The organism is Streptosporangium heterodermiicola (assembly GCF_051390675.1).
Taxonomy (GTDB): domain Bacteria; phylum Actinomycetota; class Actinomycetes; order Streptosporangiales; family Streptosporangiaceae; genus Streptosporangium.
Map to the genome: position 1 here is coordinate 327,666 of NZ_JBPJSR010000004.1, position 20,990 is coordinate 348,655.

General features: G+C 71.0%; 17 protein-coding genes and 1 pseudogene. 11 read left to right on the forward strand and 7 right to left on the reverse strand.

Features of this window, described 5'->3' with window-relative positions; all coding sequences use genetic code 11:
• Positions 1 to 29: 29 nt before the first annotated feature.
• From ACSC1Q_RS11425 to proC, 3 genes are all read right to left on the reverse strand, one after another.
• Positions 30 to 1,193: an acetoin utilization protein AcuC gene (locus ACSC1Q_RS11425; protein ID WP_436758636.1), complete on the reverse strand. Its 1,164-nt coding sequence runs from the start codon at positions 1,191 to 1,193 to the stop codon at positions 30 to 32.
• Positions 1,194 to 1,455: 262 nt separating this feature from the next.
• Complete coding sequence (locus ACSC1Q_RS11430) at positions 1,456 to 2,697, reverse strand: MFS transporter (protein WP_436758637.1); 1,242 nt, start codon at positions 2,695 to 2,697, stop codon at positions 1,456 to 1,458.
• 144 nt (positions 2,698 to 2,841) lie between these two features.
• The gene (proC, locus tag ACSC1Q_RS11435) at positions 2,842 to 3,636 is read right to left on the reverse strand and encodes a pyrroline-5-carboxylate reductase (protein WP_436758638.1); all 795 of its coding nucleotides are present in this window, start codon (positions 3,634 to 3,636) and stop codon (positions 2,842 to 2,844) included.
• A gap of 127 nt (positions 3,637 to 3,763) precedes the next feature.
• On the opposite strand from proC, the gene ACSC1Q_RS11440 reads away from it, so the two are divergent.
• The 8 genes and pseudogenes from ACSC1Q_RS11440 to ACSC1Q_RS11475 all read left to right on the forward strand — a co-directional run bounded on the left by ACSC1Q_RS11440 (position 3,764) and on the right by ACSC1Q_RS11475 (position 13,367).
• Positions 3,764 to 3,994 (forward strand): type II toxin-antitoxin system VapB family antitoxin, encoded by a 231-nt coding sequence (locus tag ACSC1Q_RS11440; RefSeq protein WP_436758639.1) that lies wholly within the window; start codon positions 3,764 to 3,766, stop codon positions 3,992 to 3,994.
• Between the two features lie 72 nt (positions 3,995 to 4,066).
• Positions 4,067 to 4,558: a hypothetical protein gene (locus tag ACSC1Q_RS11445; RefSeq protein WP_436758640.1), complete on the forward strand. Its 492-nt coding sequence runs from the start codon at positions 4,067 to 4,069 to the stop codon at positions 4,556 to 4,558.
• 469 nt (positions 4,559 to 5,027) lie between these two features.
• Positions 5,028 to 6,905, forward strand: coding sequence for a molecular chaperone DnaK (dnaK, locus tag ACSC1Q_RS11450; protein WP_350968936.1), 1,878 nt, complete (start codon positions 5,028 to 5,030; stop codon positions 6,903 to 6,905).
• 28 nt (positions 6,906 to 6,933) lie between these two features.
• The gene (grpE, locus tag ACSC1Q_RS11455; protein WP_436758641.1) at positions 6,934 to 7,566 is read left to right on the forward strand and encodes a nucleotide exchange factor GrpE; all 633 of its coding nucleotides are present in this window, start codon (positions 6,934 to 6,936) and stop codon (positions 7,564 to 7,566) included.
• Positions 7,567 to 7,600: 34 nt separating this feature from the next.
• Positions 7,601 to 8,800 (forward strand): molecular chaperone DnaJ, encoded by a 1,200-nt coding sequence (gene dnaJ / locus ACSC1Q_RS11460; RefSeq protein WP_436758642.1) that lies wholly within the window; start codon positions 7,601 to 7,603, stop codon positions 8,798 to 8,800.
• Between the two features lie 2 nt (positions 8,801 to 8,802).
• Positions 8,803 to 9,055 (forward strand): annotated as a pseudogene (locus ACSC1Q_RS11465) (heat shock protein transcriptional repressor HspR); the annotation flags it as partial.
• Between the two features lie 199 nt (positions 9,056 to 9,254).
• Positions 9,255 to 11,837, forward strand: a complete 2,583-nt coding sequence (clpB, locus tag ACSC1Q_RS11470; RefSeq protein WP_436758643.1) for an ATP-dependent chaperone ClpB — start codon at positions 9,255 to 9,257, stop codon at positions 11,835 to 11,837.
• A gap of 264 nt (positions 11,838 to 12,101) precedes the next feature.
• Entirely contained in the window at positions 12,102 to 13,367 is a 1,266-nt protein-coding gene (locus ACSC1Q_RS11475) for a hypothetical protein (RefSeq protein ID WP_436758644.1), read from the forward strand.
• 346 nt (positions 13,368 to 13,713) lie between these two features.
• On the opposite strand, the gene ACSC1Q_RS11480 is transcribed toward ACSC1Q_RS11475, so the two are convergent.
• Entirely contained in the window at positions 13,714 to 14,244 is a 531-nt protein-coding gene (locus tag ACSC1Q_RS11480; protein WP_436758645.1) for a hypothetical protein, read from the reverse strand.
• 178 nt (positions 14,245 to 14,422) lie between these two features.
• On the opposite strand from ACSC1Q_RS11480, the gene ACSC1Q_RS11485 reads away from it, so the two are divergent.
• A complete protein-coding gene (locus ACSC1Q_RS11485) occupies positions 14,423 to 15,175 on the forward strand; it encodes a hypothetical protein (RefSeq protein WP_436758646.1) in 753 nt (250 codons plus the stop codon).
• Between the two features lie 51 nt (positions 15,176 to 15,226).
• On the opposite strand, the gene ACSC1Q_RS11490 is transcribed toward ACSC1Q_RS11485, so the two are convergent.
• The 3 genes from ACSC1Q_RS11490 to ACSC1Q_RS11500 all read right to left on the reverse strand — a co-directional run bounded on the left by ACSC1Q_RS11490 (position 15,227) and on the right by ACSC1Q_RS11500 (position 18,868).
• Positions 15,227 to 15,874 carry a TetR/AcrR family transcriptional regulator gene (locus tag ACSC1Q_RS11490; protein ID WP_386154687.1) on the reverse strand — a complete coding sequence of 216 codons (648 nt, stop codon included), beginning with the start codon at positions 15,872 to 15,874 and terminating at the stop codon, positions 15,227 to 15,229.
• Between the two features lie 31 nt (positions 15,875 to 15,905).
• Positions 15,906 to 17,642, reverse strand: a complete 1,737-nt coding sequence (locus ACSC1Q_RS11495; protein ID WP_436758647.1) for an SDR family oxidoreductase — start codon at positions 17,640 to 17,642, stop codon at positions 15,906 to 15,908.
• A gap of 116 nt (positions 17,643 to 17,758) precedes the next feature.
• A complete protein-coding gene (locus ACSC1Q_RS11500) occupies positions 17,759 to 18,868 on the reverse strand; it encodes a CapA family protein (RefSeq protein ID WP_436758648.1) in 1,110 nt (369 codons plus the stop codon).
• 133 nt (positions 18,869 to 19,001) lie between these two features.
• On the opposite strand from ACSC1Q_RS11500, the gene ACSC1Q_RS11505 reads away from it, so the two are divergent.
• The gene (locus ACSC1Q_RS11505) at positions 19,002 to 19,448 is read left to right on the forward strand and encodes a Fur family transcriptional regulator (RefSeq protein ID WP_436758649.1); all 447 of its coding nucleotides are present in this window, start codon (positions 19,002 to 19,004) and stop codon (positions 19,446 to 19,448) included.
• Complete coding sequence (locus ACSC1Q_RS11510) at positions 19,445 to 20,899, forward strand: catalase (RefSeq protein ID WP_436758650.1); 1,455 nt, start codon at positions 19,445 to 19,447, stop codon at positions 20,897 to 20,899. Before ACSC1Q_RS11505 ends, ACSC1Q_RS11510 begins: the two co-directional genes overlap by 4 nt.
• Positions 20,900 to 20,990: the final 91 nt, after the last annotated feature.

The window sequence follows — 20,990 nt, forward strand, 5'->3', positions numbered from 1 at the left end:
CCTCGTCCGGTTCACCGGCGGACCGGGTGTCACGGGAGGGGATCGAGCCCGTGGAAGGGGAAGACGGCATTCCTCGTCGCCATGATGGCCCGGTCGATCGGGTCTGCTGGGTCATAACCGGCGGAGAAATCACGAAATTCCGGATTCCGGCCGTCGGTCAGCGTGAGCGGCGCCGTCTGGTTGGTCCGTTCCTTGACGAACGTACGCCAGGCTTCGGGGGTGGCGGTCCCGGGATCGAGGGGACGGCCCGCCACCTCCGCGATCAGGTGGGTCCACGCCCGGGGCACGACCTGCACCAGCTCGTACCCCCCGCCGCCGGTCACGACCCACCGCCCGCCCGCCGTCTCGTGGGCAAGCTCGTGCAGCGCCGCGTACGCGGCCCGCTGGCCGTCCAGGCTGAGCATGAGGTTGGCCAGCGGGTCGAGGGCGTGGCTGTCGCAGCCGTGCTGGGTGACCAGGATCTCGGGGGCGAACTCCCGCAGCAGCGGCGGGACCACCGCGTGGAAGGCCCTGAGCCAGCCGCTGTCGCCACATCCGGCGGGCAGGGCCACATTGACCGCGGTGCCCTCCGCGCCGCGCTCCTCGGGGAATCCCGTGCCGGGGAAGAGGGTGCGGGGGCTCTCGTGCAGGCTGATGGTGAGCACCCTGGGATCGTCGTAGAAGAGCGCCTGCACACCGTCGCCGTGGTGCACGTCCACGTCCACGTAGGCGACCCTGGACGCGCCCTGGGCCAGCAGCCACGCGATCGCCGCGCCGGGGTCGTTGTAGACGCAGAACCCGCTCGCCCCGGCGGCCATCGCGTGGTGCAGGCCGCCCGCGACGTTGACCGCGTGCTCGGCCTCGCCGCTCCACACCGCGCGGGCGGCGGCCAGGCTGGCGCCGGTGATCAGCGCGGACGCCTCGTGGACCCCGGGGAAGGCGGGGTTGTCCGTGGTGCCGATCCCGTAGGCCACCTCGGCCCGCCCGGTGGCGGAGACCCGTTTGACGGCCTCGATGTAGTCGCGCTCGTGGACGAGCGCCAGCTCGTCGTCGGTGGCGGGCGCGCAACCGCCCATCTCCACCTGGTCCAGCACGCCGAGCTCCCTGGCCAGCGCCATGGTCAGCTCGACCCGCACGGGCGCGAGAGGGTGCCCGGGGCCGAAGTCGTACGAGGTGAGCGCATCGTCCCAGACAACCCGCACGGACCGGCTCATGCGCACTCCCGTCTGGTCGCGACGCCGCGCGTCACGGCCGATCTTCCTGCTCCCGGCTCGACGTTACCGCACGTGTACAGAATGGCGTTTACGCGGCCGTCTCGGAGAACGAACCCGTTTTCATCTGAGTTAAATATCCCGATTTATTGCTATTAACGGGCACGTTTAGCCGCTGCGCCAGAGGCCCCGGCCCCCCTCCGGAATCCCGAACGCCCCTGGAACGGCCGTACCCCTGGCAGGGAGGTCAAACGGATCGGGCGAATCAGACGGAGGAGACCCTGCGCAGTCCCCTGACGGCGGGGACCAGCAGGAGGGCGGCGCACCCGGCGACCGCCACGATCGAGGACCCGATCAGCAGCTGCGGCGCGCCCACCACCCCGGCCACCGGCCCCGCGAGCACCTGGCCGATCGGAACGAACAGGGTCGAGCCGGCGACCTCGTACGCGGTGACCCGGTTGAGCGCCTCCGCCGGGACCTGGGTCTGGATGCTCGTGGCCCACATGACCGACCAGAACGCCCATCCCGCGCCACCGATCACGTGCGCGGCCACGAGGACCGCGGGCGGCGACGCCACCGCGATGGAGAGAGGCTCCAGGGCGAAGCCGAACAGGCCGATCGCGCCGGCCATCAGCGGCCGTCCCGGGCGGACCCGCATGGCGACCAGGCCGCCGACGACGGTGCCCGCGCCGGAGGCGGACATGACCAGCCCGTAGGCGGTCTCGCCGAGCCGCTCGCTGACCAGCACCGAGCCCAGCGGGATCATCGGGCCGAACAGCGTGACCCCGAAGACCGCCCAGACCAGGATCACCGACCACATCCAGGTCCTGGACCGGAACTCCTGCCAGCCCCCGCGCAGGTTGCGCCACATCGACCGCTCGGCGACCGGCCCCGCGGCCACCGGCAGGCGCAGGAGGAGCAGGCACACCGCGCTGACCGTGAACCCGGCGGCGTCGATCGCGAAGACGACGCCGACCCCGGAGAAGCCGACGATGGCGCCCGCGACGCCGGGACCGGCCAGCAACATGATCGACTCGGAGACGCGCAGGGTGGCGTTGGCCCTCTGCACGTCCCGCGCCACGCGCGGGACCGTGCTGGAGACGCCGGGCTGGTACATCGCGGCGGCGACGCCGTTGATCGCGGAGATGACGAGGATCTGCCAGAGGTCCGGCCTGCCGAAGACGAACAGCGCCGCGGCGGTCCCCTGGCTCACCACCCTGACCGTGTCGGCGCCGATCATCATGCGGCGCGGCGTGAACCTGTCGGCGAAGACCCCGCCGAACAGGATGAGCACCGCGAAGGGCGCCATCCACGCGGCCAGCGCCAGCCCCACCCCAGTGGGGCCGTAGCCGAGCCCGCCCACGCCCACCGCCGTCGCGAACGGGACCATCGCGGCCCCCAGCATGGAGACGGACCTGGCGGTGAAGAAGAGCAGGAAGCTCCGCGTCCAGACAGCGGGCCCGGTCTCTTCCCGCCCCCGCTCATCAGCCGATACGGCCTGCTCCACGATCGCCTCATTCCCCCGGAGTTCCGCGGGAAATGATGCCGTACGCAGGAAAGTTTCCTAATAGAGGGGGTGGGCCCAGTCCTCGGCCCACCCTTCGGCTCGACCTCCGGCCCCAGCTCTCGGGCCCCCGGGCCGGCCCTCGGCTCAGCCCTCGGCGAGCTGGCGTCCCCGGTCCCTGGCGGCCTCGATGGCGGCCAGGAAGGCGGCGCGGACGCTGTGCCGCTCCAGCTCAGCGATGGCCGCGATGGTGGTGCCGCCCGGCGAGGTGACCGCCTCGCGGAGGATCACCGGGTGCTCCCCCGAGTCGCGGAGCATGATCGCCGCTCCGACGATCGACTGGGTGACCATGTCGAGGGCGGCGGCGCGGGGCATGCCGAGCAGGATGCCCGCGTCGACCATGGCCTCGACCAGGTAGAAGAAGTAGGCGGGACCGCTGCCCGACAGGGCCGTGGCCGCGTCCTGCTGCGACTCGGGGATGCGCAGCACCTTGCCGACCGGGCTGAACAGGTCCTCGGCCCGCCTGAGGTGCTCCTCGGAGGCGTGCGCGCCCGCGGAGATCACGCTCATCGCCTCGTCGACCAGGACCGGCGTGTTGGACATGACCCGGACCACCGGGACCTCGGCGCCGAGCCGCGACTCGACGAACGAGGTCGTGATGCCCGCCGCCGCCGAGACGACCAGGCGGTCGGCCGGGATGTGCCCCGCGATCTCGGCGAGCAGGGACCCCATGTCCTGAGGCTTGACCGCGAGGATGATCGTGTCGGCGTCCTTGGCGGCCTCGGCGTTTGAGGCCACCCGCACGCCGTACCGCTCCGCGAGGGCCCGGCCCCGCTCGGCGCGCCGAGCCGTCGCGATCACGTCACCCGGCTTGAACCCGGCCCTGAGCAGCCCGGACAGCAGGGCCTCACCCATCTTGCCGGTGCCAAGAATCGCGATCATATGAGCACCTCGAAATCGTGGATCGAAACTTCCCGCAGCCTATCGGCCCCCAACCGGGGGAATCATCTCTCGTGACGGCCGCTGACGGGGTACGGCTGCGCACACGCCACCGACACAGGAGGGGCGAATGAGCGTCATCCGGATCGGCCTCGACGACGAAGCCCTCGCCAAGGCGACACGCATGCCGGGGAGCACCACGAAGCGGGACATGGCGAACGCCGCCCTGCGAGGACACGTGACGCGTGTCAGACGCGTCGAGGCGCTGAAGGCCCTCTCCACCCGAGCGGCCCGGGGAGGATTCGACGACGCGGAGAAGGCGCGCCGGACGGCGAAGCGGACCCCCGGCCGCGCGGTCTGACCGAGGGTCGACAGCGCGATGTCAGAGTCTTCTGAACCGCTCCGGAGCCCGATCCGTCTTAGGGGTATGCGTATGATCGCGACCTCTTTCCTGGCCGGAAGCCTCCTGCTGGCGCTGGGCTGCGGCACCGACCCCAGCGCCACGGTCACCGCCGCCTCTCCCACGCGCCCCGCGAGTCAGGCCACCTCCATCCCCCCGAGCGCTCCCTCCGCGCCGGCGAGCCACGGCGTGGCCCCCCGGGACGAGTCCACGAGCGGTGCCCCCAAACCGACGAAACCCGAGGGCCACACCGACAACCCCCGCAAGGTCAGGTGGCTGAAGGCCAAGCCGTCGAAGGACGGCCGGAGCCTGCGGATCACCTGGTGGTCCGGGGTCGAGCCGTGCAACGTGCTCGACCGGGTCACCGTGCGCCAGACCTCCAAGCGGGTGACCGTCACCCTCTGGGAGGGCCCGAGCAGCAAGGCCCAGAACGTCGCCTGCATCGAGATCGCCATCCAGAAGGTGACGACCGTCAAGCTCAAGAAGCCCCTCGGCGCCCGCAAGGTCGTCGACGGCGCCCGCTGACGCGGCGGGCACCCGGCAACGGGCGAAGGCGGGAGAAGCCCACGCCGGAGCCCACGCCGAAGTAGCCGAAGTAAGCGCCGGAGTACGAGTACGCCCCCGGCGGGCGGCGGGTGTCCTCCGGGTGCCCCGGAGCGGGCCGCGGCCGAGACGCCTCGCCCGCTCCGGGGATCCGTTTCCCGGAGCCGTCCATGAGAGTCGTTCCGAAAACCTGTCCCCAAAGCGGCCGGGGTGTCGTACGCCCCCGCGAGAGGTGACCGGGCGGCCTCCGTGATCTCCCGTCGTCTCCGGGGAACGATCCCGCGTGTTCCCTCGTCAGAGGGATGAAGAGCACCGCTGTGTTTCCCCGGAAACCGGGAATGCCCACGCGCGTCCGAGGGTTGAGCCCAGTAGACTCAAGTCGTTTGACAAACGTCACACGAGGTTCCACTATGAGTCTCATCGACTCAACTTTGACTACAAGGACGTACTCATGGCACGTGCGGTAGGTATCGACCTGGGGACGACCAACTCCGTCGTCTCGATTCTTGAGGGCGGTGAGCCCACCGTCATCGCCAACGCCCAGGGTTCGCGGACCACGCCGTCCGTGGTCGCGTTCGCGAAGAACGGCGAGGTCCTCGTCGGCGAGGTCGCCAAGCGGCAGGCCGTCACCAACGTCGACCGGACGATTCGCTCGGTCAAGCGCGAGATGGGCACCAACTGGTCCGTCGAGATCGACGGCAAGAAGTCCAACCCGCAGCAGATCAGCGCCTTCGTGCTGCAGAAGCTGAAGCAGGACGCCGAAGCCTACCTGGGCGAGAAGATCACCGACGCGGTGATCACCGTTCCCGCCTACTTCAACGACGCCCAGCGCCAGGCCACCCAGGAGGCCGGCACCATCGCCGGCCTGAACGTGCTGCGCATCATCAACGAGCCCACCGCCGCCGCGCTGGCGTACGGCCTCGACAAGGAGAAGGACGAGACCATCCTCGTCTTCGACCTCGGCGGCGGCACCTTCGACGTGTCCCTGCTCGACGTCGGCCAGGAGGACGGCCACGGCTTCGTCGAGGTCAAGGCCACCAGCGGCGACAACCACCTCGGTGGCGACGACTGGGACCAGCGCGTCGTGGACGAGCTGGCCAACCGGTTCAAGAACGCGCACGGCGTCGACCTGACCAAGGACAAGATGGCGCTGCAGCGCCTGCGCGAGGCCGCGGAGAAGGCCAAGATCGAGCTCTCCAGCCAGTCGGAGACCTCCATCAACCTCCCCTACATCACCGCCTCGGCCGAGGGCCCCCTCCACCTGGAGGAGAAGCTCACCCGCGCCGAGTTCCAGCGGATCACCGCCGACCTCCTTGAGCGCTGCAAGGGCCCGTTCAACCAGGTCGTCAAGGACGCCGGGATCAAGGTCTCCGACATCGCCCACGTGGTGCTCGTCGGCGGCTCGACCCGCATGCCCGCCGTGGCCGAGCTCGTCAAGGAGCTGACCGCGGGCCAGGAGCCCAACAAGGGCGTCAACCCGGACGAGGTCGTGGCCATCGGCGCCGCCCTCCAGGCCGGCGTGCTCAAGGGCGAGGTCAAGGACGTCCTGCTGCTCGACGTGACCCCGCTGAGCCTGGGCATCGAGACCAAGGGCGGGATCTTCACCAAGATCATCGAGCGCAACACCACGATCCCGACCAAGCGCTCCGAGGTCTTCACCACGGCCGAGGACAACCAGCCGTCGGTGCAGATCCAGGTCTACCAGGGCGAGCGCGAGATCGCCGCGTACAACAAGAAGCTGGCCACCTTCGAGCTGACCGGCATCGCCCCGGCGCCGCGCGGCATCCCGCAGATCGAGGTCACCTTCGACATCGACGCCAACGGCATCGTCAACGTCTCCGCCAAGGACCTCGGCACCGGCAAGGAGCAGACGATGACGATCACCGGCGGCTCCGCGCTGCCGAAGGACGACATCGAGCGCATGATGCGCGAGGCCGAGTCCTACGCCGAGGAGGACAAGAACCGCCGCGAAGAGGCCGAGACGCGCAACAACGCCGACTCGCTCGTCTACCAGACCGAGAAGTTCCTCGGCGAGAACGCCGAGAAGGTCCCCGACGACATCAAGAACGAGGTCAACGAGGCCGTCACCGAGCTCAAGAAGGCTCTGGAGGGCACCGACTCGTCCGTGATCCGCGCCTCCGCGGAGAAGCTCGCCACGGTCAGCCAGAAGATGGGATCCGCCATCTACGCCCAGGCGCAGGGGTCGGAGACCCCGGCCGGCGCTCCCGACGCGGACGCCACCGCCGACGGCGGGCAGAAGGCCGACGACGACGTGGTCGAGGCCGAGATCGTGGACGACGAGCCGAAGCGCGACAACGGCGCCAAGTGACGGGCGGAAAGCCGAGGGGAGCACCAGCGTGAGCACGCGCGAGAACGGTTCCGAGGAGGAGCCGGTGATCCGCGACAACCGGAAGATAGACCCGGAGACGGGGCAGGTACGCGAGACGGGCCCGGCCGAGGCCACGGGCCAGACGGCTCAGACGGGCCAGAACGACAAGGAGCAGGCGGCCGACAGGTCGTCCTCCCTCGCGGCCGACCTGGCCTCGATCGAGCTGGCCACCCAGCTCGCCGAGCGCACCGCGGACCTGCAGCGCCTTCAGGCCGAGTATTCCAACTATCGCAAGAGGGTCGAGCGGGACCGGGTCGCGGTCAAGGAGCAGGCGGTGGCCGGCGTGCTGGCCGAGCTGCTGCCGGTCCTCGACGACATCGGCCGGGCCCGTGACCACGGGGAGCTGACCGGCGGCTTCGCCAAGGTGAGCGAGTCACTGGAGGCGGCCACCGGGAAGCTGGGGCTGAGCACGTTCGGTGCCAAGGGTGAGCCGTTCGACCCGACGGTGCACGAGGCTCTGATGCACAGCTACTCCCCCGACGTCACGGAGCCGACCTGCGTGGAGATCCTGCAGCCCGGTTACCGGATCGGCGAGCGAGTGCTCCGCCCCGCGCGCGTCGCGGTCGCGGAGCCAGAAGAGCCCGCCGCGGACGACAACTGACACCCCCACATCTGATCTCTGAGAAGGAACGTAGATGAGCACCAAGGACTACCTGGAGAAGGACTACTACGCCGTCCTTGGTGTGCCGAAGACCGCTACGGCCGATGAGATCAAGAAGGCGTACCGGAAGCTGGCCAGGAAGTATCACCCGGACGCCAACCCCGGAAGCTCGGCGACCTCCGAGAGCACCGCCAAGTTCAAGGAGGTCTCGGAGGCGTACGACATCCTCTCCGACACCAAGCGCCGCAAGGAGTACGACGAGGCGCGGGCGCTGTTCGGGTCGGGTGTCGGCTTCCCGGGGGCGGGGGGCGCGCAGCGCGGGGGTGGTTTCCCGTTCGACCTGGGAGACCTGTTCGGGGGGACCGGCCAGCAACAGCAGCAGAGCGGTGCCGGGGAGCGCATCGGCGACATCTTCGGCGGGCTCTTCAACCGGGGCGGCGCGAGCCGCCCCGGGGGGGCGACGACGAGGGCGCGGCGCGGCCAGGACATCGAGTCCGAGGTCACGCTCTCCTTCTCCGAGGCGGTGGAGGGCACCACGGTGTCGCTCCGCCTGACCAGCTCCTCCGCGTGCACCGGATGCGGAGGCACCGGCGCCAAGGCCGGGACCGTCCCGCGGGTCTGCCCGACCTGCGAGGGCACCGGGGCGGCCAGCCGCAACCTCGGAAACTTCGCCTTCTCCGAGCCGTGCCGCGACTGCAAGGGCCGCGGCCTGCTGGTGGACGACCCGTGCCCGGTGTGCGACGGGAGCGGGCGGGGCAAGAGCACCCGCACGATCCAGGCCCGCATCCCCGCGGGGGTCGGCGACAACCAGCGCATCAAGCTCAAGGCCAAGGGGGCGCCCGGCGAGAACGGCGGTCCCGCCGGTGACCTCTACGTCCTGATCCACGTCAAGCCGCACCCCGTGTTCGGCCGGACGGGGGAGAACCTGACGGTCACCGTCCCGGTGACCTTCACCGAGGCCGCGCTGGGCGCCGAGATCAAGGTGCCGATCCTGAAGGGGCTGCCGGTCACGCTGCGCATCCCCGAGGGCACCCCGAACGGCCGCACCTTCCGGGTGCGCGGCAGGGGCGTGGCCCGCAAGGACGGCACCAAGGGCGACCTGCTCGCCACGGTCGAGGTCCTGGTGCCGCAGCAACTGGAGGACAAGGCGAGGGGGGCCCTTGAGGAGTTCCGCGACGCCACCGTGGGTGGTGACCCGCGGGCGGACCTGATCGAACTGGCCAGGAGCGAGTAGCCGTGGAAGCCAACTACTTCGATCTGTCGGACGACACACCCGTCTACGTGATCTCGGTGGCCGCCCAGCTGTCGGGCCTGCACCCGCAGACCCTGCGCCAGTACGACCGTCTCGGCCTGGTCAGTCCGGGCCGGACGGCCGGTCGCGGACGCCTGTACTCCACCCGCGACATCGTGATGCTCCGCGAGGTCCAGCGGCTCTCCCAGGAGGAGGGCATCAACCTCGCGGGCATCAAGCGAATCCTGGTCCTTGAGACGGAGGCCCTGCGCCTGCGTGACGAGAACCACCGCCTGCGCGCGGAGATGAACATGATCCGCGCGCTCATCCAGTACCAGCTGCCCCCCGCCTGAGACTCCGTCCCACGTCTTGAGGACGCGTCTGTGACCGGCCCGTGAGGACCCGCCGGGCCGGCGTCGCCATCCGACACAGCACTTTCGAGTGAGGCCTGACAAGCATGGACTACAAGCTCACCCAGAAGAGCCAGGCGGCGGTCTCCTCCGCCATCAGGCGGGCGGCCGCCGAGGGCAATCCCGAGGTCGCCCCCGCCCATCTGTTCACCGCGCTGCTCGCCCAGACCGGCGGCACCGCCGTACCCCTGCTCGAAGCCGTCGGCGCCGACTGGAAGCAGCTGCGCGTCGAGGCGGAGAAGCAGCTCGCGGCGCTGCCGAAGGCGCAGGGCTCCACGGTCAGCGCCCCGTCGAGCTCCCGGCAGCTCCTCACCGTGATGAACACCGCCGCCCAGCGGGCCCGCGGTCTTGAGGACGACTACGTCTCGACCGAGCACCTGCTGGTCGGTCTCGCCACCGACGGCGGCCCCGTCGCCACGCTGCTCAAGGCGAACGGCGCGAGCCCGAACGCGCTGCTCGACGCCTTCGAGAAGGTGCGCGGGCACGCCAGGGTGACCAGCGAGACGCCGGAGGACACCTACCAGGCGCTGGAGAAGTACGGGATCGACCTGACCGAGCGGGCCAGGGCGGGCAAGCTCGACCCGGTGATCGGCCGCGACTCGGAGATCCGGCGTGTCATCCAGGTGCTCAGCCGCCGTACCAAGAACAACCCGGTGCTCATCGGCGAGCCCGGCGTCGGCAAGACCGCGGTGGTCGAGGGGCTGGCCCAGCGGATCGTCGCGGGCGACGTCCCCTCCAGCCTGCGCGACAAGCGCCTGATCGCGCTCGACCTCAGCGCGATGGTCGCCGGCGCCAAGTACCGCGGCGAGTTCGAGGAGCGCCTCAAGGCGGTGCTCGGGGAGATCAAGGAGAGCGACGGCCAGGTCGTCACCTTCATCGACGAGCTGCACACCATGGTCGGCGCGGGCGCCGCCGAGGGCGCGATGGACGCGGGCAACATGCTCAAGCCCATGCTGGCCCGCGGCGAGCTGCGGATGATCGGCGCGACCACGCTGGACGAGTACCGCGAGCGCATCGAGAAGGACCCGGCGCTGGAGCGGCGCTTCCAGCAGGTCTACGTGGGCGAGCCCACCGTCGAGGACACCATCGCCATCCTGCGCGGCCTCAAGGGCCGCTACGAGGCGCACCACCAGGTCCAGATCTCCGACGGCGCGCTCGTCGCCGCCGCCGCGCTCTCCGACCGCTACATCACCTCCCGCTTCCTGCCCGACAAGGCGATCGACCTCGTCGACGAGGCGGCCTCCCGGCTCCGCATGGAGATCGACTCCCGCCCGGTGGAGATCGACCAGCTCCAGCGGAACGTCGACCGGATGAAGATGGAGGAGCTGGCGCTCGCCAAGGAGACCGACGAGGGCAGCCTGCAGCGGCTGGAGCGGCTCCGCAAGGAGCTCGCCGACCGCCAGGAGGACCTCAACGCCCTGGTCGGCCGCTGGGAGCGGGAGAAGGCGGGGCTCAACCGGGTCGGCGACCTGAAGAAGCAGATCGACGAGGTGCGCGGCGCCGCCGAGCGCGCGCAGCGCGACGGCGACTTCGAGGCCGCCTCGCGGCTGATGTACGCCGAGGTGCCCAAGCTGGAGGCCGAGCTCGCCGAGGCCAGCAAGGCCGCCCAGCCCGAGGACCCCATGGTCAAGGAGGAGGTCGGCTCCGACGACATCGCCCAGGTGATCTCCTCGTGGACCGGCATCCCCGCGGGCCGGCTCCTTGAGGGCGAGACCACCAAGCTGCTCCGCATGGAGGAGGAGCTCGGCAGGCGGCTGATCGGCCAGCGGCAGGCGGTCGAGGCGGTCTCCGACGCCGTACGGCGGGCGCGGGCGGGCATCTCCGACCCGGACCGGCCGACCGGCAGCTTCCTCTTCCTCGGCCCGACGGGCGTCGGCAAGACGGAGCTGGCCAAGGCGCTGGCGGACTTCCTGTTCGACGACGAGCGGGCGATGGTCCGCATCGACATGAGCGAGTACGGCGAGAAGCACAGCGTCGCGCGCCTGGTGGGCGCCCCTCCCGGCTACATCGGTTACGAGGAGGGCGGCCAGCTCACCGAGGCCGTGCGGCGCAGGCCGTACGGCGTGGTGCTGCTGGACGAGGTCGAGAAGGCCCACCCCGAGGTCTTCGACATCCTGCTCCAGGTGCTCGACGACGGCCGTCTCACCGACGGGCAGGGCAGGACGGTCGACTTCCGCAACGTGATCCTCATCCTCACCTCCAACATCGGCTCGCAGTTCCTGGTGGACCCGGGCATGGCGAAGGAGGCACAGCGGACCGCCGTGATGGCCGCGGTCAGGAACGCGTTCAAGCCGGAGTTCCTGAACCGGCTCGACGACGTCATCCAGTTCGACGCGCTCGGCACCGAGGAGCTGTCCAGGATCGTGGACCTGCAGGTCGTCCACCTGGCCAGGCGCCTGGCGGACCGGCGGCTCACGCTGACCGTGACCCCGGCGGCGCGCGACTGGCTGGCGCTGACGGGCTACGACCCGCTGTACGGCGCTCGCCCGCTCCGCCGCCTCGTCCAGTCGGCGATCGGCGACAAGCTGGCCAAGGAGGTGCTCTCCGGCGAGGTCCAGGACGGCGACGAGGTGCTGGTCGACCTCGACGAGGCGAGCGACTCCCTGGTGATCGGCCCGGTAAGGACCTGACAGCGGCCAGGAGTGCCCGGTAGCGGCCTGACAGCGACCGGGGATGCCCGGTAACGGCCTGGCAGCGAGCTGGGCGGGGCCCGGTAAGGCCCGGTAACGCCCTGGCTGTGGGCAGGCGGAGCCCGGTAATGGCTTGACCACCGTTGCGCTAAGCCCGCCCCTCAGGGAGACCCCCCTGTTACGTTCGGTTTTCATCGGATTACCGAACGCAACAGGGGGATGCGCATGTCGAACTCATCACGGAACATCCGAGGGATCCTCGCGATGGCGGTGCTCACGGTCGGCGCCGGTCTCACGATGGTCTCTCCCGCGTCGGCGGAGGTCGCGCCCTGCCCTGAGCAGGGCACGGCGACGGTGCTGGGAGCTCCCGGACCGGTGGACCCCACGTGCGAGGAGACCGGCGTCGCCGGGACCGTCGCCACACCCGAGGAGGCGCGGGCCGCGAACAGCGCCGTGACGCCGCCGGCCACGGGCGGCACCGTGGCACCGCCGGCCGTCACCGCCGAGACTCCGGCGACGGCGGGCGACATGGGAGCTGCCGCCGGTACGGAGGCGGCGCCGGTCGTGGACGGTGCCGTCGTTGACAGCGCCGTCGTTGACAGCGCCGTCGTTGACAGCGCCCAGGCACCGGTGGCCGGCACGGAGACGCCGGCGACGGCGGGCGCCGCGGAGGCCCCGATGACGGAGGCGCCGGCGACGGTGAGCGGTGCGGAGACGCCGGCGGTCGTGGACGATGCCCAGGCGCCGGTGGCCGCGACGCCGGCGGTCGTGGACGGTGCCCAGGCGCCGGTGGCCGCGAACGTCGGCGAGACGTCCGTGACCGCGAACCGGCTCGCCCGCGTCACCGACCTGCCCCAGCTCGCCCAGCCCGCCGCCGTGGTCAGCTTCGCCGACGCCGGGGGCGTCGCCGCGGGCGCCGGCTTCCACGCGCTGCCCTTCGGGCTGTCGAGCCTTCCCGCGCAGGAGTGGACGAACTCGTGGGTGAGCGTCATGGCCGAGGCTCCGGACCTGCCCGGCATGCCGGGCACGCCTGGCGCTCCCGGCGACGGCATCAGCTGGCTGCGGGCCCCGGCGCCCCCGGCGCCCGGCGAGCTCGCCGAGACGGCGGTCACGCCGGAGGGACCGGTCGCACCGGAGGCGCCGGTCGCACCGGTCGCACCGGTCGCACCGGTCGCACCGGTCGCACCGGCCGCACCGGCCGCACCGGCCGAGGAGCCCGCGCCCCCGCTGCCCGTTCCCGCCCCGGCGGACGCCACCACCGAGAACCTGCCGCCGGCCGACATGCCCACCGCCGACATGCCCGCTGCGGACATGCCCGCCGCCGACCTGCCCGCGGCCGACATGCCCACCGCGAACCTGCCCACCGAGGAGGCGCCGGCCGCCGTGCGCCCGGAGACCCCCGCACTGCCCGACGCCGCCACCGTCGGCACCGCGACGGAGGGCACCACGGGCGGCACCGGCGCCGAGGGCACCTCGGCGGTTCCCCTTCCCGCACTGGAGGGGACGCTGCCCGACCTCGACGTGGAGTGAATCTCCGTACGGAGTGAACCTCGGCATGAGGTAGGAAGCGCAGGAAACGGTGGATCGGCCGCCGGTCCGCGGACCGGCGGGATCCACCGTGGAACCATCGCAGGGGAGGGCCGTGCCTCACGGGGCACGGCCCTCCCCTTCCGCGTGCGCGGGCAGGCGAGAACGCCGTCGGCGCGAGGGGCGTCCGGCCGTCGGCGCAAACGTCCGGAAGAGCGTCAAGCCCTCCAGCCGTCCGCGCGAGCGCCCGGAAGAGCGCCGAGCTCGTCCGGCCGTCGGTGCGAGGTGTCCAGAAGAACGTCAAGCTCTCCAGGCGAGCGTCCGGAAGAGCGCCGGGCTCGTCCGGCCGTCAGTGCGAGGCGTCCAGGAGGGCGTCGAGCTCGTCCTCGGGAAGCCCGAGGTCGACGCGGATCCGGTAGCGGGTCCTGAGCAGGGCGATGTGCTCGCCGCTGCCCTCCACCGCCCGGTGCGCCCCCTCGGTGGCCCACTGGTGGGCCTCCCCGAGATCACCGTAGGCGACGAGGGTCTCGGCGACCGTGAGGGCGGTGGCCGCGGTGACGTCACCGGCGGCGCGGATCGCCGCGATCACCTCCCTCGCCTCGTCCGGCCGTTCGAGCTCGAAGAGGGTGTCGGCGATCCCGGCCCGGGGGTCGACGCTCACCTCGCCGCCGTCGTCCACCGCCCGCTGGAAGCAGTCGAAGGCCCGGGCGGGCTGCCCGGCCTGTCTCCACTCCTCGGCGGCGAGCACGAGGATCGCCGCCCGTGATATGTCGCCGGACGCGTACGCCTCGACCAGGGCTTCTAGTCGCCGGGCCAGGTCTTCGTGATCGTCGGCCAGAAGTGCCTGCTCAAGCAATCGATCAAGTTGCTCACGTGTCACATGCGCCACATCGCGAGAGTACCGAGCGACGCTCGATCGCGTACGGCCAACGGCAGGTATTGGCCACCTTACCTTGGGCAAACCTACGGTTACGCTACGCGTTTTTCCTCAGTAAAACGGGCATATGAGCGACGAGTCCTGCTAGAGGAGCGTGTCACGGGGAGGAGCCGCGATGGGCATGTCGAAGCAGACATCGTTCATGGTGATGCTTCTCCTGGCCTTCTCGGTGATCGTTCCGGGCTCCGCCGGATACCTCTCGGTCAAGATGGAGGCGATCGGGCAGGCCCACCGGGAGTTGCTCACCCTGGAGAGCCGGATCCGTGCCGAGAGGCTCGCCGCCCGGATCAGGAAGGTGGAACGAGCCTCCCGGGAACGGCGTCTCCAGCCGATCATCTCGTCCGGCCGCGAGCCGTGCGACCCCTCCGTGAGGTCCCGCGACGAACCGGGATCGCGGCCGTCCGGACCCGCCGCGGTCGTGCCCGTGCCGGTGGCGGGCGGGGAACGGCCGCACGAGGCGCGGCTGCGCGCGCGGAGACACGTCGAGAGGCACGCCGACGGACGCGTCTCCCCGAGACAGGGCACCCGGGAACGGCACACGCGAGGACCGGACACGCGGCGGCCGGACACGGGAGTACCGGGAACACCGTGGCAGGACGTACGGGAGCCTGAAGCGCAGAGGCTGACGGCGCAGGGGCGCCCCGGGGCCGGGACGACCGGTGAGGCCGCCCCCGTGGAGCGGTGGCCCCAGCTCGAACGCCGGGGCAGGCCGCACCGGGAAGGGGAGGCGCGGGAGGAGCACTCGTCCACCGTGCCGGACGCGACCGGCGCCGAGAGCGCCGAGAGTGCCGAGCGCGCTACGGAGGGCCCCGGCGCGTCCCCCGGCGAGGATCTCCCTCCCGGACCCCCACGAACCGGCACGCGGGCGAACTGACGGCCCAGGCCCTCGCGAGACCTCACTCTCCCCGGGCGCGCCGGACACCTCTCAGGCCGAGACCCGGGCGAACTGACGGTTCAGGTAGCCGCGGATCAGGCGCTTGGCCTCGGCCACGATCTCCGGGGCGCCGTTCGGATCGCGGCGGAAGGCGAGCTTGAGCACGGCGTCACCGGCCTCCACCGCGACGAGGATGGCCAGATCGAACTCCTCGCTGTCGGCCAGCCCGTATTCCTGCAGGAGGAGGCCGCGCAGCCGTCCGGCGATCACCGTGTTGTTCTCGGACCCGGGGTCGAGCAGGTTGAGGTCGACGACGTCACCGAAGTGCAGGGACCGGAAACCCGGCACGGTCCTGTGCATCTCCACGTACTCGTCGATGATCGCGTCGACCGCGTCCCACCAGCCCGCGTAGTCCTCCAGCAGGAAGCGCCGGCCGATCCGGGAGACGAACCCCTCCACGTGGCGCCGGGTCACCGCCTGGGTGAGGGCTCGTTTGTCGGGGAAGAACTGGTAGACCGAACCGATCGCGACCCCCGCGCGCTCGGCGATCCTCGTGGTGGAGAGCGCGTCGTAGCCGATCTCGTCCAGCAGGTCGGCACACGCGTCGAGCATCCGCTCGACACGTCGCGCGCTTCGTCGTTGGGTGGGTTGACGCCGCAGTGGAGCCTCACCCGGCTCCTCGCAGGAGATGGTGGACACCACCCCATCTTGCCCTTCTGACAGACCGGGGTCAGTGCTTATTCGTCAATCGCGAGATTTCTCCACCCCCGGTGAGCCTGACGAGCCCGGCCAGGCGGCGGGTGAGGGCCGGGGAGATCCGTGAGAGCGCGTAGCCGATCCTGCCCTCCGCGGTCACCGCGACGACGGGAAGGTCGCGGTGGACGGCGCGCAGGATGTGCGCGGCCACCCGCTCGGGCGGGTATCCGCGCGCGGCCAGCGCCCTCCCCGCCGGCTCCCCGGCGACCTCGGCGAACTCGCCGACGTAGGTGGCGTTCCGCGCGATCGCGGTGGAGACGAACCCCGGGCAGATCGTGGAGACCCCGATCCCCTGCCCGGCGAGTTCGGCGCGCAGGCAGTCGCCGAGCATCTTCACCGCCGCCTTCGACGTCGAGTACGCGGGCAGCAGCCTGCTGGGCAGGAAGGCGGCGAGCGAGGCCACGTTCACGATGTGACCGCCCTGGCCGCGCTCGGCCATCTGGGCGGCGAACAGGCGGCAGCCGTGGATGACACCCCACAGGTTCACGTCCAGGGTCCGCCGCCAGTCGTCGGCCGAGTGGTCGAGGAACGGGCCCGCCACCGCGATCCCCGCGTTGTTCACCACGATGTCGGGCACGCCGTAGCGGTCCCTGACCAGCCGGGCGAACTCCTCCATCCCCGCCGCGTCCGCGACGTCCACCCGGTGGGCGTGCGCCGTGCCCCTGCCCCTGCCTTCGGCGATGCCCTCAGCCGTGCGGCGCGCGGCGTCGAGGTCGATGTCCGCGCAGATCACCTCGGCGCCGTGCGCGGCGAAGGCGCGGGCGGTGGCCCGCCCGATCCCGCCGCCCGCGCCGGTGACCACCACCAACCGGCCGTCGTACGGCCCGCGCTCGCCGGGCCGGTCCCTGCGCAGCTCCCTGGAGGGCGGCGCCCCCTCGACGTGCTCGGCGAACTCGGCGATCATGCGGGCGAGCACCTCGGGGTGGCTGCGCTGCACCCAGTGGCCCGCGGGGACGCGACGGTGCCACAACCCGGGCGCCCAGCGGTGCGCCGAGGCGAGCAGCGCGGGGGAGACGAACGGATCCCCGGTGGCCTCGACGAGCTGGACGGGAACCCGTGGCACGGGCGCGGCGGGTGACGCGCCACGGCCGTTCAGCATGTTGGCCCGGTAGAGGCCGAGACCGTTCAGGCCGTCCCTGACGAGCGTCTCCGCCGGGTGCCCCGGGCGTCCGGGTGCCCCCACCGACCGGTTCAGCACGCGCGGCAGCACGGCGCGCAGCACGAGCTCGGGGACGACCGGGAGCTGGAAGGCGCCGATGTACCAGGACCGCAGGAGCTGCCCGGCGACCTCGCGCGGCCTGCCGTGCCGTACGAAGCGCGCGGCCTGGTCCAGGTGCGGGCCGCCGACGGAGGTGAAGGAGAGGATCCGCTCCTCGATGCCCGGCCTGCCGATCAGCTGCCAGCCCTGGATGGATCCCCAGTCGTGCCCGACGAGGTGCACCCCTGGCTTGCCCACCGCGTCGAGGACCGCGGTCAGGTCGGCGGCCAGGTGGTCGTAGCCGTACCCCTCGGTGGCGCGCGGGGCGCCGGAGAGCCCGGCGCCGCGGACGTCGTGGCGGACCACGTGGAAGCGGTCCTCCAGCAGCGCGGCGACCTCGTCCCAGACCCGGTGGGTGTCGGGGTAGCCGTGCACGAGCAGGACGGTCGGGGCCGCGGGGTCCCCCTGCTCGAACAGTGCCAGCCGGACGTCACCGGACTCCACCCACCGCATCACGACCCCTGCCCGGACGGCACGAGCCGGACGTCGCCGAATTCCCACCGCATCGCGGCCTCCTGTCGCGCAAGGTGCCCGGAACGTCTCTCGCGACCTCTCGCGACCTCTCCGGGCTATGAGGACTGGCCGCCGGGCCTGGCGGTCAGGCCGGTGCAGTCGCGCAGCGCCTTCCAGCCCGTGACGGCCTGCTGCCGCCCGGTCCCGGTGAGCGGGATCGGCACCCCGCCCTGGATGGTGGCCGGGGTCCACTGGTCCTTGAGCACCTTGCGGCCGTTGATCGTCAGGGTGAGCACGCCGGTCCTGCCGGTGTCCGGGCCCCAGTTGTAGAAGACGAAGTTGCCCAGGCCGTAGCTGACGTAACCGTTCTTCAGGTATCCGGCGCCGAGCAGGATGTGCGCGTGGCCGCCGACGACGACGTCCGCACCGGCCGCGACCAGCTTGGGCGCCAGGCCGCGCTGCGCCTCGTTGGGACACTTCTGCAGCTCGGTGCCCCAGTGCAGGTGGACGATCACGGTGTCGGAGTTCTTGCGCGCCCTGCGCACCTCCTGGATCAGCCGCGCCTCGTCCTTGGCCGAGGCGAGGCCGCCCTGGTCCTCGGTGGCCGTCCACGCCTGGACGAACTCCGCGTCCAGCACCTGGGTCGCGCCGATGATGGCGACGCGGTTGCCGTTCACGGTCGTCCGCCACGGCTTGTACGCCTCGGCCTCGTTCCTGCCCACGCCCACGACGGGGAACTTGGACCGTTTGATGGCGGCGAGGGAGTCCTTCAGCCCGCTCTGCATGTAGTCCATGCCGTGGTTGTTCGCCAGCGAGGCGACGTCCACCCCGGACGCCTTCAGCGCGGTGAGCGCCGCCGCCGGGGCACGGAAGGTGTACTGCTTGCCGGGGGCGGGGGTGCCGCCGGTGGTGATCGCGGTCTCCAGGTTGACCATCGCCAGGTCAGAGCGCTTGAGCACCTTGGCGATCGGGCCGAGCGCGGTCTTCGGGTCGGCGTTCAGCCGGGTGCGCAACACGCCTTCGAAGTGCACGTCCCCGCCGAAGGAGATGGTGTACGGTCTGCGCTCGGGCGTGGGGGTGGCCTCGGCCGGTTCGGTGGGCTTCTCCACGACGTCGGGGGACGATTCGGGGGCGGCCGACTCGGCCGCGGAGCAGGCCGCGAGGAGCACGGCTGAGGCGGTGATCGCGGCGGCCAGGGCGAGGCGGCGAGCTGTGTACGTGTCCATCGGTATTCGAGGATGCCATCTCCCCCACCGCCTGTGTCACAACTCGCCCTACCGGTTTTGTTTCCTCGGGACTCCCGAAACTTGAGTAAGTCGCAAATTTGAATAGTTCAGCTTTGGGTCGTACGGTGTGGTCATGGAGGACGAGGACCGGCTTCGGCGGGCGGGACTGCGGGTGACCGCGGCCCGGCTGGCGATCATGCGGACCGTACGGGAGGGCGACCACCTCGACGTGGACGCCGTCCATCACGGTGTGCGCGGCCGTGTCGGCCAGGTCTCCCTGCAGGCCGTCTACGACTCCCTGCGCGCGTTGCACAGGGCCGGGCTCCTACGGCGGATAGAACCCGCGGGCAGTCCCGCCCGGTACGAGACGCGGATCGATGACAACCACCATCACCTCGTCTGCCGCCGGTGCGGGAAGGTCACCGACGTGGACTGCGCCACCGGCCACGCCCCCTGCCTCGACCCGGTCTCCGACGCCGGATACCTGGTCGACGAGGCGGACGTGATCTTCTGGGGCGTGTGCCCCGGCTGTCGTTCCGAAGACACTCGACGAAGAGAACCCCCGGAGGAACCTCTATGAGCACCAGGCCCATCACCACCACCGACGCGGGAATCGCCGCGCCGAGCGACGAACACTCCCAGTCGGTGGGCCCGAACGGGCCCCTGCTGCTGCAGGACCACTACCTGATCCAGAAGATGGCCCACTTCAACCGGGAGCGCGTGCCCGAGCGGGTGGTCCACGCCAAGGGCGGCGGCGCGCACGGCGTTCTCCAGATCACCGAGGACGTCAGCCAGTTCACCAAGGCGGGCCTGTTCCAGAAGGGCAGGGAGACCCCGCTCTTCATCCGCTTCTCCTCGGTCGCCGGTGAGCTCGGCAGCCCCGACACCCAGCGCGACCCGCGCGGCTTCGCGCTGAAGTTCTACACCGAGGAGGGCAACTACGACCTCGTCGGCAACAACACGCCCATCTTCTTCATCCGCGACCCGCAGAAGTTCTCCGACTTCATCCACAGCCAGAAGCGCCGCGCCGACACCAACCTGCGCGACCACGACATGCAGTGGGACTTCTGGACGCTCTCCCCGGAGAGCGCCCACCAGGTGACGTTCCTGATGACCGACCGGGGCACCCCGGCGTCCTGGCGCCACATGCACGGCTTCGGCTCGCACACCTTCCTCTGGTACAACGCCGCGGGCGAGAAGTTCTGGGTCAAGTACCACTTCAGGACCGACCAGGGGATCAAGAACTTCACCGACGCCGAGGCGGGCGCGGTCATCGCGCAGGACGCCGACTTCCACATCCGCGACCTGCACACCGCGATCGCGAACGGCGACCACCCGTCCTGGACGGTGAACGTCCAGATCATGCCGTTCGAGGCCGCCGCCGACTACCGGTTCAACCCGTTCGACCTGACCAAGGTGTGGCCGCACTCCGACTACCCGGAGATCACGATCGGCAGGTTCACGCTGAACCGCAACCCGGCCAACTACTTCGCCGAGGTCGAGCAGTCGAGCTTCGAGCCGGCCAACCTGGTGCCGGGCATCGGCCCGTCGCCGGACAAGATGCTCCAGGGCCGGCTGTTCTCCTACCCGGACGCCCACCGCTACCGCATCGGCGTCAACTACCAGCAGCTGCCGATCAACGCGCCGAAGTCTCCCGTCCACAGCTACAACAAGGACGGCCACATGCGCTTCAACAACCCGGGCGACCCGGTCTACGCCCCCAACAGCGTCGGCGGCCCCGCGGCCGACCCGCTGCTGTACGAGGGCGAGCACTACCAGGTGACCGGTGAGATCATCCGCTCCGCCTACACCCTGCACCGCGAGGACGACGACTTCGTCCAGCCCCGCGCGCTGTGGGAGAACGTGCTGTCCGACACCGACCGCTCCCACCTGGTGAGCAACGTCGTCGGCCACGCCTCAGCCCCGGAGGTCACCGCCGAGACGAAGGAGCGCGTCGTCGAATACTGGACGAACGTCCACAAGGACCTCGGCCAGAGCGTCGCCCACGGCCTCGGCATCGCCACCGAGTAGTCACTGTTCTTCTCTCGTACGGCCCGCGCCTCATCCGAGGTGCGGGCCGTACGGCTTTCTCACGGCTGTTCCGTGCCCGTCTCCGCCTGTC